Annotated in this window: 6 protein-coding genes; all 6 read left to right on the top strand. The window is 36.4% G+C overall.

Annotation, left to right across the window (positions count from 1 at the left end):
• Window positions 1-418: 418 nt before the first annotated feature.
• The 6 genes from HND50_04775 (at window position 419) to HND50_04750 (ending at window position 20,861) form a co-directional block, all read left to right on the top strand.
• Window positions 419-12,235 carry a T9SS type A sorting domain-containing protein gene (locus tag HND50_04775; GenBank protein NOG44519.1) on the top strand — a complete coding sequence of 3,939 codons (11,817 nt, stop codon included), beginning with the start codon at window positions 419-421 and terminating at the stop codon, window positions 12,233-12,235.
• An 84-nt stretch (window positions 12,236-12,319) separates the two neighbouring features.
• On the top strand, window positions 12,320-13,891 hold the full coding sequence (locus tag HND50_04770) for a T9SS type A sorting domain-containing protein (GenBank protein NOG44518.1): 1,572 nt from the start codon (window positions 12,320-12,322) through the stop codon (window positions 13,889-13,891).
• A gap of 388 nt (window positions 13,892-14,279) precedes the next feature.
• Complete coding sequence (locus HND50_04765; protein NOG44517.1) at window positions 14,280-14,579, top strand: hypothetical protein; 300 nt, start codon at window positions 14,280-14,282, stop codon at window positions 14,577-14,579.
• A gap of 540 nt (window positions 14,580-15,119) precedes the next feature.
• Window positions 15,120-16,859 carry a PAS domain-containing sensor histidine kinase gene (locus HND50_04760; GenBank protein ID NOG44516.1) on the top strand — a complete coding sequence of 580 codons (1,740 nt, stop codon included), beginning with the start codon at window positions 15,120-15,122 and terminating at the stop codon, window positions 16,857-16,859.
• 18 nt (window positions 16,860-16,877) lie between these two features.
• Complete coding sequence (locus tag HND50_04755; GenBank protein ID NOG44515.1) at window positions 16,878-17,624, top strand: response regulator; 747 nt, start codon at window positions 16,878-16,880, stop codon at window positions 17,622-17,624.
• 153 nt (window positions 17,625-17,777) lie between these two features.
• Window positions 17,778-20,861, top strand: a complete 3,084-nt coding sequence (locus HND50_04750) for a PAS domain S-box protein (protein NOG44514.1) — start codon at window positions 17,778-17,780, stop codon at window positions 20,859-20,861.
• Window positions 20,862-20,910: the final 49 nt, after the last annotated feature.

Raw genomic sequence — 20,910 nt, 5'->3', positions numbered from 1 at the left:
TCCTTTTCATACCTAAAACTACCCTCCTCAATTTTTAGCAAATTTATTTAACCTTTTAATAGATTGTGTCCAATTGCTGTCCACGTAATATAGGAAACCTAAAAATATCATTTTATATATCGAAAACCCAAGAAGCACGAAAATTACGGATGAAAGAATCTTAACGGGCAAGAAAAGTCTTGCAAGTTGAAGGCAAAACCAGGTTACTTCTAATAAGGAGTAATGGGGCTTTGCCTTTTTTTTTATCTAAAACTGAATTATGTAAAAACCCATTAATCAGAATGGGCCACCTTTACGGATAAGCAAAGGCTTATAAGTAGAAGGCGTTATAAATCATCTTTTAAATAGGGATGTTTTTGTAGCGCCTTTTTTTTTGAAGGAATAAGAACAAGAAGATACATATTTACGGGGGTACGTCATGTTAAAGATCCGCATAATAAACATTATAATAATATTAGCACTAGTTGCTAGTGCAATTTCTGCTCAGGATGAGCCTGCAGGTTTTCAAAAGGAAGTTATTCCAATACAGCAGGATTTCATTGAGGAAGCTGTAATCGAACCAGATTTCAGCGTTGATGATAGCCTTAATGCAGAAAAAGAATTGATGGTTTTAGAGCAGGATATCGCTAAAACAATTTCTGCAAATGAAACAGTTTTTCCATATGATTCTACTTTAAACGGCAATATTCAGCCGCCTATCGTGGAAGGTGTTGCTGCAAGTGTATCATGGGATGGTGGCGCTGCAACTAACAGCTGGAATGATGCATTAAACTGGAGTAACGATATCGTCCCCACGTCCTCAGACGATATAACGCTTGCTTCCGGTGATGATGTTCATTTAATAGATGGCAGTAACGGTGTTTGTAATAGTCTAGTTGTTCAAAGCGGAGCATCTTTAACTATCGGAGCAAAAACTTTAACAGTAACGGGAGCAGTTACGGTTGATGCCGGCGGTTCACTTTCTCTTTCCGGTTCTTTATACCTTGGAGGAAACTGGACAAACAATGGTACATTTACTCCAAACAGCGGATCTTATGTTTATTTAAATGGATCAGGAAGCCAAAATATAAGCGCCTCCAATTTCTTCAATCTATATCTTCAAAACAGCGCAACAAAAACAGCTACAGGCGATCTGGATATTGATGGCGCCTTTCGTATTTATAATGGGGTTACATTCGATCCTTCAACTTTTGATCATTCCATTTCTGATGCATTTGAAAATGATGGGACATTAAGTTTAGGAACGGGTACAATCACCCTTGATGGAACTGCCTGGCAAAGTGTTTATAGTAATCACAGCGGAAATGCACCTGGTGTCTGGAATTTCAACAATCTAATTATATCCGGTAATGCAGGTAGCGTTGGTGTTTATGATTCAATTAGTGTTAATGGTGATTTGACTGTAAACGGTGGCGAAAGTTTGTACCTATTACATTATAACATAACAAATCCGAGTGAAGGGATTGTGACTGGAAACGGCGGTACATTTACTTTAGAGCCGGATGCCGGTTTGTTAATTCGTACACAACGGACGAATGGCACGGGCGGCGCTGATGACAATTTCCCAAGTTCATTTAATACAGTAGATTTGGCGTTTGGGTCAACTTCGTCAGTAGTTTATTATCAGTCTAATTCAAATCAAATTGTTCGAAGCCTTGATGGAGATGGTGATCAAATTCAGTATGGGCGAATTCTTTTCAGGGAGTTAAACACAGGAAATTTCCCCACAAAACAGCCTGATGGAAATCTTGATATTAACGGTTATTTTAATATTGGGGCAAACGTTACTTTTGATGTTACATCAAATAATTATTCAATAAATGTAGATGGCTCCTGGTATAATTATGGTACATTTACTGCGCGCGGCGGTACAGTTGTTTTAGATGGAAATTGGCAAAGTATTACAGGTAACAATTCAACAACATTCAATAACCTTACTTTTTCCGGGACGGATGGCAAAACGTTATATCGCAATACAACAGTAAACTCTTCCTGCATTATCTCGCAAAGCGTTTCTTATGTAAACTTACAAAGCTACATACTAAGTGGCGGCGGTAGTTCTTCAATTACCTTACAGGCAAATGCGCGATTATATGTTCGTGGTTCAAATAACTTCCCAAGTTTTAATTCTTACTCTTTAGACGCTGCATCGGCTGTACGCTATGATTTAGCTGGTGCGCAGACAGTAAAAACAGGTATTTCTTATGGTGATTTGACGTTGGCCAGTGGAAACACAAAATCGGTTGATGGAAGCCAGCCAGATTTAACGGTAAACGGCACGTTGACTATTGGCGGAAGTACAACTTTTGATTTTGACAATGAAGCATTTGTATTAAACCTGTATGGAGATTACACAAATTCGGGTACGATTAATGCCACTGCGAACCCAACGACTATTAATTTGCTTGGATCAAATGACGTTACTTTCAATGCCGGTGGCAGCACATCCGGAAGAGAAGTGTATAACCTGACTGTAAATAAAAGTGGCGGCGAAGCAATCCTTGGATCATATCTTAAAATTGATAATGATTTTAATCTTACATCCGGCACATTTGGAATGGAATCATATAACCGGTTGATTTATATCGATGGCGATTGGACAAAAAGCGGTGGAACAACATTTCAACACGGAACAGCAACAGTATATTTCCAGGGTACTTCTCAAACAATCTCTGGTTCCGGCAGCGATGACTTTTATAATGTTGATATTTCCGGCGGTACAAAAACATTGGGTAGCGCAGTTGATTTTAATAACAACGTTACCATACAGAGCGATGGTGTTTTAGATGCTTCGGCCAGTAATTATACAATTTATGTTGGTGGAAATTTTAATAATAATAACGGAGGTTCTTTTAACAGCCGCAATGGAACGGTCACTTTTGACGGATCAAACAATGCAAACTTTTATATTGGATCGACTGATAGCCTTTATAATTTCACACTTTCAAAAAGTGCAGGCGCATACCTTCATTATGATGACAATGATTTAAAAGTGGCAAACGATGTTTTAGTACAAAATGGCCAACTATATCCGGGATATAACAATTCAACCAGTCAGTATACAGATTTATTTGTCTATGGTGATTATACAAATAACGGCAGCTTCCGTGCAGATCGAGCCGATACGGTATTTTTTGTGGGAACAACACAAGCAATATCTGCCAGCGGGACTGATGATTTTAACAATATCTCATTTAATGGAAGCGGCACAAAAACAATTTCATCAAATGTGGATGTAAACAGAAGTTTAAACATCTCATCGGGTGTGACACTTGCAGTGAGTGGCAGTAATATTTTAAAAATTGGGCGTGACTTTGTAAATGGCGGAACATTTACTTGTAATTCATCAACTCTGGAATTTGATGAGTATGCTGGCTGGAATCCAATCCGCTTAACAACAAATGGCTCAGATTTGTATAACCTAACTTTAAAAGCCTACAATGAAAACTACGATTTAGATCTACAGGATAATTTGGTTGTTCTTAATGATTTAACTGTCACAAAAGGTGATCTGGATGTTACTAGCAATGATTATTCCATAACAGTTGGTGGATCATGGACAATTGAGAGTGAGGGTGAATTTCAACAAAACAGTGGTACAGTAACTTTTGATGGCGCTGGCAGTGGAACATCCGAAACTATTTCAAGCAATAGCGAAACATTCAATAATATAGTTTTTAACGCCAGCGGGGTTACATATTCAATACAAGATCAAATGGCTGTTAATAGCGATTTAACTATTACAAATGGCGGGCTTCATTTAAACGGTAATGATTTATTGATGGGGAATGGATCAGGTGATAGCCTCTCTGTGAGTGATTCATTAGTCGTTGATGCAGGATCACGTTTGCGTTTGGCATCTGGTTCAGTTTTGGTTGCAAATAGCGGAGGCCATATAAAAGTTTTAGGCGCTGATGGCAATCCTGCAACTGTTACAAACCAGGGTAGCGGAACCTATAGTTTTGATATATTAAGTGGGGCAAGTATTGGAGCACAGTATTACACATTTGAATCAATGGACTCAGATGGAATTTACGTTCATGACGGTGCTACAATAAATTCTACAAATGATTTTTCTAATGGTACTTTTACAAATGGTACAAGCGGAGGTACTTTTTTACGCGTTGATAATAATCAGACATTGAGTACTATTTCAGGAACCTCTTTTCCTAGTGATCCCGGTGGTGGCGCTTCAAATGTCATGAAATCACTAAACCAGGGCAGTTTGACTTTTGTTGACGCATTTGGTGCTTTTAATGGTGAGAGTAATGATGACGACACAAATGCTTTAATAGCGTGGACATATAGTTCGGTCCTTCGCACATGGGATGGTTCTGAATCCACAGATTGGGATGATCCGGATAACTGGACACCAAACACCGTCCCAACAGCCGTAAACCGTGTAACAATTCCATCCGGAATGCCAAATAACCCGCTTATTACTTCCACGGGTGACAGCACATTTCATTTAACAATTGAAAGCGGTGCAACGCTGACTCTTGGCGATGGTTCAAATGCCGGGAAACTCTATGTAACAGGTGATGTGAATATTGCCGGAACGTTTGTTTTCTCTAATGCGGCAGATACACTTTACGCTGAAGGAAACTGGTCAAATACAGGTACTTTTACAACTAATAGCCAGGGTGCAATTATTTTAAAAGGAACAAGTGACCAGAATATTATTTCCGGAGGTACCGGAGCTGGTAAAACATTTTATGATTTTAGCATAGAAAAAACGGGTGGCAAAGCTGTTCTTGCTGAAGCTGTTAAAATTGATAATAACTTTTCAATTGTTGACGGTACATTTGATGTGGGCAGTGGAAATTACGCTGTCGAAGTTTTGGGTAATTGGTTAAAGGCAGATACAGCTGCTTTTACATATCAGCAGGGAACAGTTACAATGTCTGGCGCAAGTTCTTCAATCACTGGGGCGGGATTAGATGATTTTTATAATCTCACAATTAATGCAGCAGGAATTTCACTGGCCCGCGCTATCGATGTTACCAATAATTTTACAATAAACAGCAGCAGTGCTCTTGATGTATCTGCAAGCAATTATGGAATTACAGTTTATGGAAACTGGACCAACAGCGGAACTTTTACACCACAAAGTGGCAATGTTGTTTTTAATGGGGTTAATCAGACTATAAGTGGATCTTCGACTACCTCGTTTAACAATGTCACCTTTGAAAACAGTGGTACAAAAACTGTTAGCTCAAGCTTTAATGTAAATGGCAGTATCTCGATCAATTCCTGCACTATGGATATGAATGCTAATTCAATTACAGGTGTTGGTGGTGGTAACTTGTTTAGTTTAGGTGATGCAGCAACTCTTTATGTTGAAGGAACTGCAAACTTTCCTTCGGGATTTGAAAGCTTTTCAATTTCAGTTGATACGTATGTGCGCTACAATTTTGGTGGTGCTCAAACAGTTGTAGGTTCCGATGCCGATGGTGACATAATTGAATATGGCTATTTGTATCTTCAAAACAGTGGTACAAAAACAGCCAATGCTGCAATCGATGTAAACAGCAGTTTGTATGTAGCAAATGGCGTTACATTTGATCTTAATTCTCAAGATATGAATGTTGGTCTTTACTGGGATAATAATCAGGGAGGTACTTTTACAGCAGGTACAGGAAATACTGTAACATTTGACCGGGATGGCACTCAATATATTTATCCAAATAGCTCCGGCGATACTTTTCCAAATTTAGTGTTTGGTGGAACAGGGGCAAAAATATTAACAGATGATATTACTGTTAGTGGTGATTTAACTCTTAATTCGGGTATTAGCTACCTAAACCTTCAGACATATACATTGGATGGTTCTGGTGTCAGCAATACTTTAAATGTAAGTTCGGATGTTACTTTATATGTTCGTGGTGCAGATAATTTCCCAACCGGTTTTGAAACAGTTAACCTGGCCATTAACAGCATAGTTCGTTTTGATGGAAATCTTGCCCAGAACATCAGGACTCAAGATTCAGACAGCGATCAAATCCAATATGGCGATATTTATTTCCGTTATGATACAAAAACGCTTGATGGTGATTTAAACCTTCGCGGGCGCTTTTATATTTATGGTTCTACAGTTGTGGATGTTGACGTCGCAAATAATTATGATATAAATGTTGGTGAAAACTGGTATAACCTTGGTACAACAAATCTTTATAATAATACGGTTACTTTTGATGGTAGTGAAGATCAGTTACTTTACAGTTACGGTACTACGGCTGCAAAGAAATTTCACCATCTTATTATTAATAAACCCGTTGATAGTGAACTAAGAATAAATACCTATGATGTACAGGTTGACAGCAACGTTACTTTTACATCCGGTGCGTTATACAATACGCGTACATTAACTGTAAACGGCAATTGGAATTCTTCCGGATCAGGGACAATGACTGGTACAGCCACAGTTGTTTTTGGAGGAGCTGACCAAACGATAACCGGATTAGGAAGTGCAGATTTTTATGATGTTACTTTTGGCGGAAGCGGCACGAAAACACTTGGTGGCCCAATTTCTGTAAATGATGATCTTATAATTAGCAGCGGCGTTACTTTAGATGTTTCTGCGAGTAATTATGCTTTGACCATTTTGGGTGATTTCACAAACTCCGGTACATTTACACCACAACAGGGTACTGTAGAGTTTACGGGGACTGCAACTCAATATGTGTACACGAACGGTACCGCAGCCGGAAAACACTTCTACAATTTTAAAGCAAATAAAACTACCGGAAGTGTTTATTTAAGAGGGCATATGCAGGTGGATAATGCTGTTCTGCTAGAAGGCAGCTCAACCGGTTATTTCCGCTCCGATGGTTATAATATTACAGTAACAGGATCGTGGCTTAACTCTCAGGCTTTACGCTATCTTTCTGGTGATAGCCGTGTTACATTCAACAATACATCCAAAGATACAATTCAAACCGGTTATACGGTTTCTTATCCAAACCAGTTTTATGATTTTGTAGCTGACAATTCAGATACTCTGATTCACCTGGATAATATTCGGGTTGATAACAGTTATGATTTAAGGCAGGGTACAGTTCTACTTAATGGAAAAGAATTTCAGTTTGGAGCAACAAACAATTCTGGTGATGTATTCAATATATCAGCTTCAAATGGCAATGCCAATTTTGAAGTGGGAACAAATGGGCAGTTAAAAGTAAGACGCGGCAATACTGTAAATGTATCCAGTGTTGGAAATACTAGCACACTAAAAGTAGTCGGAACTGAAAATAATATAGCCGAAGTTACGTATCATGGTAGTTCGGGATATACTTTCAATGTTGGAACAAATGGCAGATTATATGCTCGTCATTATCAGTTTTCTTACATGGATACAGCAGGGATAAAAATTGATGGTGGTCAACTTGCCGGAGCTGGTGCAGATACGACTGAAGACCTGAGTAATGGTGTTTTTACAAATGGTGTTTCCGGCGGGCGTTTTCTTTATATTAATAATAATCAGGATTTGCAAATTGACAGCGTGGACTTTTCAACAAGCCTGGGTGCTGGCGAAAATGTTAAGAAGCCAAATGATGCCGGAAATATTCTATTCTTTAATGCATCTGGTATTTTTAGTGATTCTACCTATGAAAATGATCCTTTTGACCGAATTGCATGGTCTTCCGTAACAACAGATAATACCTGGGAAGGTGATGTAAGCAGTGACTGGCATACGGCAGGTAACTGGAGCAGTAACTCTGTCCCAACATCTACAGATAATGTTCTTATCCCCAATGTAACAACTGATCCTTTAATAAGTAATAATGATGCAGCATGTGCTACCATGCGAATAGAATCAGGCGGATTGGTTCAGCTTGGGAATTCGAAAGATTTAACCATTAGCGGCGATCTCAGCATCTATGGTACTTTAACCTCCTTTGGCACAGATACAATTACTGTGGCGGGGGATTATGAAAACAACGGTGTTTTAAATCCTTCAACCGGTACATTTATTTTTAACGGCGTGGATCAAAGTCTCAACTCAGGTGGAACATCCAGTACAAAACGCTTTAATAACCTTGTTATTACCGGAAATTCCTCTGTGGTACTCTCAGCACAGAATTTACAAGTAAACAAAAACATCACAATTGATAGTGGTTCTTCACTTGATGTCAGCTCATCAAACCGTACAGTTTTTGTGGGCGGTGCCTGGGCTAATTCCGGTACATTTACATATAGAGCCGGTACTGTTGAATTTAATAGTAATTCTGCACAATCGGTAAGTGGTTCCGGTACAAATGACTTTTATAATATTGAATTTTCAGGTACCGGTACAAAAACATTGAGTGGTTCTATTGATGTAAACGGGAGCATAACTATCAATTCCGGCGCAACGGTAAATGGTGGAAATGCAATTGTTACACTTGAAATTAATTTTACAAACAATGGTTCTTTTACAGGCGGAACCGGTACTATTACTTTTGACAGAAACGGAGCCCAGTCAATCAGTGGAAATTCCACACCTACATTTAACAATATTTATTTTGGTGGCAATAATGGTAAAACTCTTTATGTAAATATCAATGTTACCGGTGAACTGCGTGTAAATAATGGAGTAACCAGTCTGAACCAGCAAACCTATACAATAGATGGAACAGGAGGTAGTGATACTTTTACACTTCAAAGCGCTGTTCGTTTATATGTACGTGGTGCTGATAATTTTCCATCAAACTTTAGCACTATAAGCCTGGCAACAGACAGTTATGTTCGTTACGATGGTAATATGACTCAAACTGTACGGACAAAAGAAGCCGACAATGATACAATAAGTTATGGTTGGTTGGAAATTTCACACCAAAGTGAAAATACTGGCCGTCGTGTTCTCGAAAACAGCGATGTGATTGTAGCCGGTCGTTTAACCGTTTCCGCAGGAGATACTTTAGATGTTTCTGCAAATAACTACAATATTACTGTAGGCGACAGGTATTATAATTATGGATATCTGCTTGCAAACGGGGCAGGTGTTCAAAATACTTTAACCATGAATGGAAGTGTGACAACACAATACTTACTGGCCCCGGGAAGTGGTACGGGAAAAGAGTTTTATAACCTTGTTATAAACAAAACAGCAGGTTCGTGTACTTTTAGCGGTGTTGAAGATATTTATGTAAATAATGATTTGACTATTCAATCCGGCACATTAAATGCCAGCGGAAACCGCAATATTTATGTAACAGGAAATTGGACAAACTCCGGCGGTACTTTTACTGCCAGCAACTCTAAAGTGCATTTTGATGCAAGCACTGCGTCAAAAACAATCCAATCAAATAATTCTTCTTTTTATAATGTCGTTTTCGATGGTACTTCATCCAGTTACAGTTTGATAGATAAAATGACATTGACTGAAGATTTAACAATCAATGCTACCGATACTTTGGACCTGAATGGCCAGATACTTGATGCCGGAAATGGAAGCGATCAGGTGATTGTAAATGGTTTATTAGATGTTGATGCCGGTGCCCAACTTAGGCTTTATAATACAGCTTCATTAACAGTTGCAAGCGGCGGTCACATAAATGTAGTTGGTACAGCCGGCAATATTGCACGGGTTGGCAGAAGTTCAGCAACAGGAAGTTATAGTTTTGAAGTTCAAAGTGGGGCAGGGATTTCAGCGCAGCATTATTTGTTTGAGTACATGAACCAAAATGGGATTTATGTAAATGGCGCTACGATTGATCTTACAAATAATTTCAGCAACGGGACTTTTAGCAATGGCGTAACAAATGGTAAATTTTTAAATCTTAATAGTAATTCTCAAACTTTGACAGGCGCAAATAAAATTAGTGATGTTCAATTTCCATCAAATCCAGGAGGAACCTCATACAATGTTTATGCAACTAATTGTACTGGCAGTTACAATTTTGAAGATGCTTCCGGAAGTTTTGAAGGCTCTGCTTACGAATATGATCCGGACTCTAAAATAACCTGGGCATATACAACTGTAACACGTACATGGGCAGGAACAGTTAGTTCAGACTGGCATACAGCAAATAACTGGTCACCTCAAGCTGTACCGGCAGATTCTGAAAAAGTTATTATTACTACGAAGAGTAATTTGCCAACTATAAGCAGTAGCGATGCTTCTTGTAAAACCTTAACCATTAGTAGCGGAAGCTTAACACTTAATAGCGGAAATAATTTAACAGTTTCCGGTAATTTTGAGATAGCGTCCGGGGCATCATTTACTGTAAACTCAAATCTTGATACAGTTTTGCTTTCCGGAGATTGGTCAAACAGCGGGACTTTTTCTCATGGAAACTCAACAGTTATTTTCCAGGGAAACAATGTTCAAAACTTATCTTCCGGTGGAACAGGATCAGGGAAAAGGTTTTACAATTTACTTATAAATAAAGGCGCTACAGCCCAGGTTTCAATAACTGATACTGATACCCGAATTGAAAAAGACGTCAGTATAATTTCCGGTAGTCTGGTTTTTGGTAACCACAATGTTTTTACCGATGGTAATTTTCTAAACAGCAGCGGGCTTTTTGATAGTGGCACTGGAACGTTGACATTTCTTGGCAGCGAAACAGATACTTTGCAAACCAATGGTTCCGATTTATACAATCTCACAATCAATACCTCGGGAGGCGGGATTTATGCCTTGGATAATGTGCGCATTCTGAATGATTTACTGATTACAGCCGGTACATTTTACACAAATGCAAAAGAAATATCAGCCGGAAATGGAACCTCAAATCAAATCTCGATACAGGGTGTATTAGATGTTAACACAGATGCCATCGTAAAAGTAAAAGGTGGGTCCAGCGGTATAAGTGTTGAAAGCGGGGGAGAGTTGAAAGCCATAGGCACAAATTCATCTTCACTTGCTGAAATAACACGCTATGGATCATCAGGTTATTATCCAATTATTGTAAATAGTGGATCTACATTAAATGCAAAGTATGCTAAGTTTGCTTATACAAATGGATCAGGTGTTAACGTAAAAAGCGGAGCAACTATTAACACAAGCAATAAGCTGGAAGGATGTGTTTTTGAAAATGGAACTGAAAACAGCTATCTGAGAATTTCAAACAACCAGGTTTTAGGAAATGTAAACTCGGTTATTTTTAATGGTGGAGGGTCTGCACCGACAAATAATATTAATTATGATGGAACAGGCAGCATGACTTTTAATAATTATGATGGAACATTAGCAGGTGCCCGATACGAAAGTGATAATGGTGCAACCACTCCTGGTAATGTTAGGTGGTTATTTAATGAAAGTCAGAATGTTTCAGCAGGTAATACATATACTTTTAACAATGCTGTGGAAATAACTGTTAATACTCTTGGTAACTTAACCTCGATTTCAGTTGAGCTTATTGACAGCAGCTATGTGAATTATAATGCCTATGAACGCTATTATAATGTTTCAACCGTTCCGGTTGGCGCAACAGGTTATGACCTTGATATAAAAGCATATTATTCAGATGGTACAAATAACTCCAATGATGAAGTACCAAGTGGTGAAAATGATTCAGCACCTTATTTATGGGTTGATACAGGAAGTCAAAACCTTGGACCTTACAACACTTCTAACAATTCTTCTGAAAACTGGATATCATATTCAAATATTACTTCCAATATTTCCGGATCATGGTATTTATCAAATGATACTGAAGACCAATCGTTACCTGTTGAACTTGCTTCTTATAATGTTGTAGCAGCAAAAGAAGGAATTCAGATTGCGTGGAGTAGTGAAAGTGAATTGAACAATCTTAAATGGATAATTTCCCGCACGAATATTGATACCGAAAATGAGATTGTAGTTACCGAGATTGATGGGATGGGAACGGTTTCCTCTCAGACAAACTACAGTTATGTGGATACTAAAATAAAACCTGGTGTGAGTTATGAATATACCTTGACATCAGTTTCTTATAGCGGTGTTTACCAGGTTGAAGGGAAAATAACTGTTACCGCTTTGTTACCTAAGAAAATAGAACTTAGCCAGAACTATCCTAATCCATTCAATGGTGAAACAACTATTCAGTTTACTGTTCCCAAAAGCGCTGAAATAGAAATCAGTATATACAACAGCCTGGGACAAAAAGTAAAAACTCTTGCAAACGAAAAGTTTGATTTAGGTTTTTATACTTTAAAATGGGATGGAAGAAACGAGCTTGGTGTTACATCTGCATCTGGTATTTACTTTTATGTGCTGCAAAGTAAAAATGCCCACATTGTAAAAAAACTTGTTTATCTCAAATAATCTCAAGAGCCCGGTTAACAAATCTAAATGAACCGGGCTTTAATTTTTAGATATTGAAAATGTTAAATGTACGGGGGTACACAAATGAAATATTTTAAAACAATTATGTCTTGGTATATTCTTTTTACTTCAATTTTATATGCCCAGATGGGAACAACATCTCTATTATTACCGGTTAATAATTCGCAAAATAATTCAGTAGACTCTGCTTATTTTGAATGGAGCCCGGTTGACAGTGCTGAGTTTTATGAAATATATATTGATGACCATTCCGATTTTACAACATTGGTCCATGAAGAAATTGTTTATGGTTTTTCAAAAGAAGTGAATGGGCTTTTTAGTAATTGGAATTTTTATTGGAAAGTTAGGGCCGGTAAAGAAAATGAGAGTGGCGAACAGGAATTTGGTGAGTGGTCAGAAACAAACACATTTATTTCCAAGTTTGAACAAGCTGAAAATTACTCACCGCTAGATGGAAGTATTGATGAGGAGTATTTGAATTTAGAATTAGAATGGGAGCTGCTTCTTGATCCCACGGTGGAAGAGGGCAATAATTATTATTTAGTTCAGGTTAGTACGGACGCTCAATTTACGAATGTTGTTTTTGGAGAAAATATTGAAAATGCAAAAACGACAGTGTTAAAAGACCTGGATCAAGATTCTGATTATTTTTGGCGTGTTAAATATTCTAATGATTTTGGGGAAAGTGATTGGTCTGAAGTAACACAGTTTAAAACAAAACAAGCAAGCCTCGATCAAGTAAATCTTCAATCACCGGAAAATGTAACAACTGATTTATCTCCAATTAGCATTGATTTTGTTTGGCAATCGGTAATTGGAGCAGAAGGCTATGTTTTTGAGATAGCAACGGACAGTTCATTTAATAATGTTGTTGAGTCTGCATCAGTAGTAGAAACACAGTATTCAACAAGCCTGCTTCATTTTAATGAGACTTTGTATTGGCATGTTCAGGCAGAGCGTGGTACAGAAAAAAGTCTATGGTCTAAGAAATGGAAGTTTACAACTTCGAAAGCAGCACCTCAAACACCTCCAGGACTTATTTCACCAGTAGATTCTTTAAATTATTTAGACTTACAAAATCTAAATTTTAGATGGTCAAACGTCTATGGAGCAGAAAACTATTTGCTGCAAATTGCACATGACAATCATTTTGTAGATGTAATTTTTGATAGTACACTCATCGACACAGAGTTTGTTGTGATTGACTTATTTGAGGATAATAAAAAATATTATTGGCGAGTAATGGGCTTAAACGATCAGGGTGATGGCCCCTGGAGTAATAAGCAAAACTTTTCTTTTGGAAATGTAACTCATATAAATGATAAGGCCATAACCAGGGATTCCTATCAATTATTAAAAAATTATCCAAACCCTTTTAATCCTTCCACAACAATTGAGTTTACTGTTCAAGAACACTCTCATGTAATTTTAAGTATTTACGATTTGCTAGGCCAGAAAATAAAGACATTAGAAAATACATATTTTAAAAATGGGACATATAAAAGCTTATGGGATGGTACAAATAATTTTGGAGACCAGACATCCAGCGGAGTATTCTTTTACAGAATAGAAATATCAGGCTTGCAAAGTGAAGAGAAAGTTGTGATTACTAAAAGGATGCTGAAAATTAAATAATTGCTTTATCTACATAATGCTTGTATAAACAATACGTTAAGCTGCTTATCTCATACCACATTTATAGATTTATCCCGTTTCCAATAAGCAGTGTACCCCCACATGGAAGAGAATTGGAAGCGGGATTTTTTTATTTTTATTTTCAAAAATATATACATTGGTCAGAAACTGATCAGTTTTAAATTGCTTTAAAAAAAGATTAAAGACGATATCAACCCAGACGAATATTTGTACTGCGACAGAAAATAAGGTTAGGCTTAAGAGTTGCTTAAGTCAGTCCTTGTCGGACAAACAAACGGTTTGTCAGTCGAAGGCACAATTGAATTTCTCATTATCTGAGAAGTACAGTTGTGCCTTTTTTTTTGCACAAAAACAATTAAGGATACAAATGAAAGAGGTAGCAGAGGTACTTAGCTTGAAAACGGTGATAAAAAGAACGCTTCAAAACGTTGCTGTTATCTGTGTTCAGATTGCATTTCTTGCCGTCCCTTTTTTACTTATTAATTTTTCTTTTTCAACTTTTTTAGGCCAGAATAATGAAAGCACTTTGGATCCTAAACAAGTTAATGAGAAGAGCGTGCAAAAGCCGGAACTGGAATCTTCTAATGCACAAATTGATAACGATATTGAAGAATTAATAGTCGACGTCAATTCTAATGTTCTACTCGTAAATAACGAAAGGCCATAGATTTTAAATTTGATTCATCTTTTTTAAAGAGGTTATGTAATGATCTTCCCAAAAAGTCCATCATTTTTCGCTTATCCAAACTTGTTTGGAAAGGCCATAACCCCACTCAGATTTCGGATGTTAGCTTAGTCGGCTAGTCCGGGAGTTGAGATAACAACACTCCTTATTGCCAAACCGGATTATGTTATTACATGGCTTCTTTAAGGAAGATGAATGATCGAAAAATATACAAAAAGAAGTCGCTCTAAGTAATAATTCAAAGGCCAAATTACTTAGGGCGTTTTTTAGTTTCTGATTGGAAACTGATCAAAGAAATAATGTATTTCGATATTCACTAAAGAAATGGTTCTATGTAGGCGAAGGTAGGATTTGGATAACCTCTTTTTGGGGTGCCTTGCCGGGTAAGAAATTGTCTTACAAGTCGAAGGCACAATCGAGTTCCTCAGCCAATTTTAATATTGATGAGTGATTACGGTTGTGCCTTTTTTTTTGCCTAAAATATTATTGCAATATCTTACTGATTTCATCAAAGGATAATCTGTGGCAACCATATCAGAAATTTTAGAACCCAAAGCAAAGAAATCCGATCTAAGCAAATACAATCATTTGTTGAAATCTATTGTGGGCAACTCGCCTGATGTAATTTATCTTTTGGATAAAAATGGAAAGATTGAGTTTATAAGTGAGGCAATTTCGACTTATGGTTATAAATCTACAGAGTTAATTGGCAAAAATATTTTTGATCTTGTCCATCCGGATGACAGGAAAAAAGCACTTTATAAAATAAATGAGCGCCGGACAGGTAAAAGAAGTACAAAAACCCTTGAAATCAGGCTCATAACAAAAGGCAATAAAACAATTCCATTCGAAACAAATATTACAGGGTTTAAAACAGATGCTGTTTTTTCTATAAATGCTGAAGGAGTGTACAACGATGACAAAACAGTAACAGAAAACTTTAGTGGCACACAAGGAATGGCCCGTGATATTACGGTACGGAAAAAATTAGAAAGCATTTTAAAAATAGCTTATGAGAATCTTGAAGATGAAGTACAAAATAGAACCAAGGATTTAACAGAAACAAATAAAAGCCTTATTGCAGAGAATTCTAAAAGAAGAAAAGCTGAAAAAAAACTAGCTCAAAGCAACGATAGTTATAAGCTTCTTTTTAATAGTATTAACGAAGCAATGTTTGTTTGTGACCTGGAAACAAACACAATTCTTGAAGTAAATAAAGCTGTTTGTGACCACCTTAGTTTTTCTAAGGATGAGCTTGTCGGTCATTCACTTTTTGAATTGATAGATCCGGAATCGTTGCTGGATGTTCCTTTCTTTGATCAACATAAGTTGGAAAAATTTGTTGATGAAAAACATACAACATTTCAAACAACCTACATTTCTAAACATGGAGATAAAATACCATTTGAAGTAAATGCATATGTTTTTGAACAAAAAGGAAAGATGCGGGTTCTTGCTGTTTCTCAAAGTATGAACGATAAATTAACGACTGAGCAACATTTAAGGCGCTATTCAAATAAACTGGAAAAAGAAGTATCTACGCGGACAGAACGTATTAAATATCTGGAAAATCAAAGAAACGAAATTAAAAAAATTACAGCACTTGGAAGAATGGCAGCCCAGGTTGCACATGAAATTAATAATCCGCTTGCCGGGATTAAAAATTCTTTTCTACTTATAAAAGAAGCAATTAATCCAAATCATAGATATTCCAAATATTCAGAAAAGATAGAAAAGGAAATTGAACGGATTGCAAATATTGTTCGGCAGATGTTTGATCTTTACAGGCCGGGTGAAACCCCAGTAAAAGAATACAATATTAATAGCCCTATCAATGATGTGATTACTTTGCTTGGCCCAAAATGCCTCGATGCTAATATTAAAGTTAATTACAAGCCAAAATCTAAATTCAAGGTTAGGGTTCCGGAAGGATTGATTCGACAGGTATTATTTAATCTTATAAAAAATGCAATTGAAGCTTCTCCGCAAAATGGAAGTGTGGATTGTCATTTATCAAAAACAGATCGAGAATTTACAATTTCTGTAATAGACTATGGCCAGGGTATTTCTGAAGAAGACAAGGAAAAAGTATTTGAGCCTTTTTACTCAAAAAAGACAGGAAATAAAACAGAGGGTATGGGTTTAGGTTTAGCTATTTCTAAAGAAATTGTAGAAGCATTTAATGGGACATTAAATTTTAAAGCAAATAAAGAAAAAGGAACAGTCTTCGAGGTAACCTTACCGTTGCAGACTGAATCTTAATACACTTAAGGGGAAAGTATGGAGAATGGATACAAGGAAAGAATCCTTTTAGCTGATGATGAAGAAACATTTCTTTACTCAACAGCGGAATTGCTAAGGAAAGAGGGTTTTATTTGTGATACTGCCTATAACACTAAAATTGCAACAAAATTACTTACAAAAAATAAATATGATCTATTAATATCAGATATTAAAATGCCTGATAATCCAAATTTGGCATTTATTAAAAAAGCAAATGAATTAACTGATAGTATGTCAATCATTCTGGTTACCGGGTATCCAACTTTAGATACCGCCATGCAATCAATCCATTTACCAATTAGCGCGTACCTGGTTAAACCCCTCGATTTTCCAGAATTGTTAAATCACGTTAAAGAAGCATTTGAAAAGAAAAAAATATATAAGAAAATTTCTAAAACAAAAGAACGCTTAAATGAACTTTGTGAATCTTTTGAAAAAATTAACTCCGGAATGTTTGATAGTGAAACGAATGCGGCAAATGAATCGGCACAGTCTTATTTGAACCTGACTTTGCAAAATATTTCTGGCTCAATAAAGGATATTCAATATTTGTTTAATAATTCTAAAAATGACATTACCGAACAAAATGCGAGCCATTTATTTAATTCTCCAAAAACATTGCAATTAAAATCTGCTTTACACGATGCAATTAATGTTTTGGAAAAAACAAAGAGTAGTTTTAAGTCCAAAGAACTTGGAAGTTTGAGAAAGCGCTTAGAGGAGTTGGATATAATAAATAACTAGCAAGAGGAATTTCTTGGCTAATAAAGTATAAGCTTTAGCTACCTTAACGGATAAGAAAAAAGTTTTATAAGTTGAAGGTGCAAATTTGTCTACATATATATGTAGCTGAATTTGCACCTTTTTTTTGATGGAGTTTTTAACAGGGATTTCGTAATGGGAAAACAAAGACAAGTTGGGACGTCACAAATCACCGGGGGAAATATTATGAGCAAGTTGGCACATTTTTTTGGATTTAAAAATAAGCCGCAAAAGAATATACTACCTGAAAATTGGGCAAAATGCTATGCCATGTTTTCCTCATTGGGAGAGGCAGTTATCCTTAATAAAATTGTTTATGACAAATGGCGTAAACCTATCGATTATTTAATTTTAGATGTGAACCATCCATCTTATGAAACATTGATGGACATAAAAAGAGAGGACGCAGTTGGGGTGCTTGCCTCTAAAGTATATGGTCAAAATAAGGCACCATTCTTAGAAGAAATATCACAATCTTTAAATAAAAATAAATCTCATTCTATTGATACTTTTTTCCCTGAAATAAATAAATATGTTTCCCTTTCAATTTTTAACCTGAGCGACGGACAATTTGTAACAGTTTTTTCAGATATCTCTGAAAGAAAACAAAAAGAAATTGAACTGGCAAAATCTCAACATCTTTTAGAATCAATTATTAGCCAGTCCCCGGATATTATCTATCGCCTGGATCAGGAAGGAAAAATCACATTTATAAGCGAGGCAATTCGAAATTATGGTTATTCTCCTGAAGAACTAATTGGAAGTAACCTTTTAGATATGGTCCATCCGGATGACAAAACTGACGCTCATTACAAAGTAAAAGAGAGAAGAACTGGTGAACGCAGTACAAAAACTCATGAACTTCGATTACTTACTTTAGCAGAAAGCCCAATCCCTTTTGAGAATGTTTTTGTTGATGTTGAAAAGGAGCCTTCTTTTGTACTTGATGCAGAAGGTCAATATGTGCAGTTAGACAACGATAAAGCAGAGTTTACCGGTACTCAAGGTATAATGCGGGATGTAACATCTAGGAAAATGGCCTTAAAAGTACTGGAACGGGCAAATGAAGAGCTTGATGAATTGGTTAGTGCCAGAACTGAACAGTTGGAAAAAGCACTAGATAAATTGGTTTATGAAAATGCAATAAAACAACAAACTGAAGAAAAATTACGCCTTGCACAACTTGAGTTAGAAAAAACAGTTGATATAAGGACTAAGGAATTAGAAGCTGTTAATAAAAAACTTGAACTGGAACTTAGCAATCATGAAGAATTAGATTGGGAGTTGAAAAAGTATTTAAATATTGTTGAACAAATGGGTGACAGTATTATTATCACAGACAAAACCGGGAAGATTGAATATGTAAATGATGCTTTTGAAGATTACACCGGCTATTCAAAAAAAGATGTGCTAGGAAAAAAACCATCAATTTTGAAATCTGGCAAACATGATGCTTCATTTTATAAAAATCTTTGGAGCACAATTACAAAAGGGGAAATTTTTAGAGGAACAGTAATCAACAAGAAAAAGAATGGTGAAGTTTACTTTAAACAGGAAACGATCTCCCCTCTAAAAAATAAAAATGGTGAAATTACTCATTTTGTTTCAACAGGTAAAGATATCACCAAACACAAAAAAATTGAAAAATCACTGAGAGAGAGTGAAGACAATTACAAAGCTTTATATGATAATAATCCGTCTGTTGTTTTTCGGTTAAGTACCAAAGGCAAAATATTGTCTATAAATAGTTATGGTGCTAATAAACTTGGTTATACTGTAGAGGAGCTAATTGGCAAATCACTAAACGAATTATATCATAAAGAAGATCAAAAACTTCAAAAATCCAGTTTAAAAGATTGTTTAAAATCGCCAAAACAAGTTCTAAATCGTGAGTTTCGTATAATCCAGAAAAGTGGGGAAGTTGTTTGGGGCGATGAAACAATGCAAACCATTTCAAATCATGAAAATGAGCCAATTGTTTTGGTTGTTCGCAATGATATAACCGGCAGAAAAAAGGCTGAGAAGGAAAAAGAAGAGCTCCAATCTCAGTTGTTACAAATCCAAAAGATGGATGCAATTGGTACATTGGCTGGCGGCATAGCACATGATTTTAATAATATGCTAACCGTAATAAATGGTCATGCCGAGGTAGCGTTGTTAAGCCTGGACAAGGAGCAACCGGGGCACCGCCATATGATTTCTATTTTAAAAGCAGGGAAGCGGGCAGAAAACTTAACCAGGCAACTGTTAGCCTTTAGCCGAAAACAAATATATGAGCCTCAAATTCTAAATATGAACACTCTTATAGCAGATTTAGAAAAAATGATGCGCCGTTTAATTGGCGAAGATGTTTCCATTAATATGCTATTAAAAGAAAAATTACCAAGTATAAAAGGTGAGTCGGGCCAAATAGAACAAATCTTAATTAACCTGATTGTTAATGCACGCGATGCAATTAATTCTAATACGGAAATTGCTTCTGAGAAAAAGATTACAATCGAAACAGATACAATTGTAATGGATGACGCATATGTTTCTAAACATGTAGGAAGTAAAACAGGAAACTATGTTGTTATTGCTGTAAGTGATAATGGTGTTGGTATGGATGAAAAAGTACAGCGTAAAATTTTTGAACCATTCTATACGACAAAAGAAGTTGGTCAGGGAACTGGTTTAGGTCTTGCTACGGTTTATGGCATAGTTAAGCAAAATGATGCGTTCATTTATGTTTACAGTGAACTTAACCGCGGTTCAACTTTTAAAATATACTGGCCGATTTGTGAACATAAAGAAACAGTAAAAGAAGTGGACAGCAGCGAAGTTCTATTGGCAGAATCCCATGAAACGGTTTTACTGGTAGAAGATGATGAAAGTGTCCGCGCTTTTGCTTCTTCAGCATTGGAAGAAATTGGTTATCGCGTTTATGAAGCCTCTAATGGAAAAAAAGCTTTGGACTTAATTAAGGAAAAACAGCTAAGGCCAAACTTGGTAATTACCGATATGATAATGCCCGAAATGAATGGAAAAGAGCTTGTCTCTAACCTTGAATTAATAATGCCTAATATAAAAGTCATATATACTTCAGGTTATACAGATAATTATATTGTACAACAGGGTGAGCTGCTTGAGGGAATCAATTTTGTACAAAAACCATTTTCATTAAGGAAATTTACCCAGAAGATTAGAGAGGTTTTAGAAAATGATAACATGTACGCTTAAATGCGTTTGTTTTTTCATTTTCCCATAATTTTTTGAAGAAATTCAAAAA

Source organism: Calditrichota bacterium, from assembly GCA_013112635.1.
Taxonomy (GTDB): Bacteria; Calditrichota; Calditrichia; order Calditrichales; family J004; genus JABFGF01.
Note: the sequence above shows the minus strand (reverse complement) of the source record. Positions and strands in the feature narration are given on the sequence as shown.

What these genes read in the sequence shown, in the direction of transcription:
- HND50_04765 (NOG44517.1), top strand. Translation starts at nt 14,280, where the DNA reads ATGAAAGAGGTAGCAGAGGTACTTAGCTTGAAAACGGTGATAAAAAGA.
- HND50_04750 (NOG44514.1), top strand. Translation starts at nt 17,778, where the DNA reads ATGGGAAAACAAAGACAAGTTGGGACGTCACAAATCACCGGGGGAAAT.
- HND50_04770 (NOG44518.1), top strand. Translation starts at nt 12,320, where the DNA reads ATGAAATATTTTAAAACAATTATGTCTTGGTATATTCTTTTTACTTCA.
- HND50_04775 (NOG44519.1), top strand. Translation starts at nt 419, where the DNA reads ATGTTAAAGATCCGCATAATAAACATTATAATAATATTAGCACTAGTT.
- HND50_04755 (NOG44515.1), top strand. Translation starts at nt 16,878, where the DNA reads ATGGAGAATGGATACAAGGAAAGAATCCTTTTAGCTGATGATGAAGAA.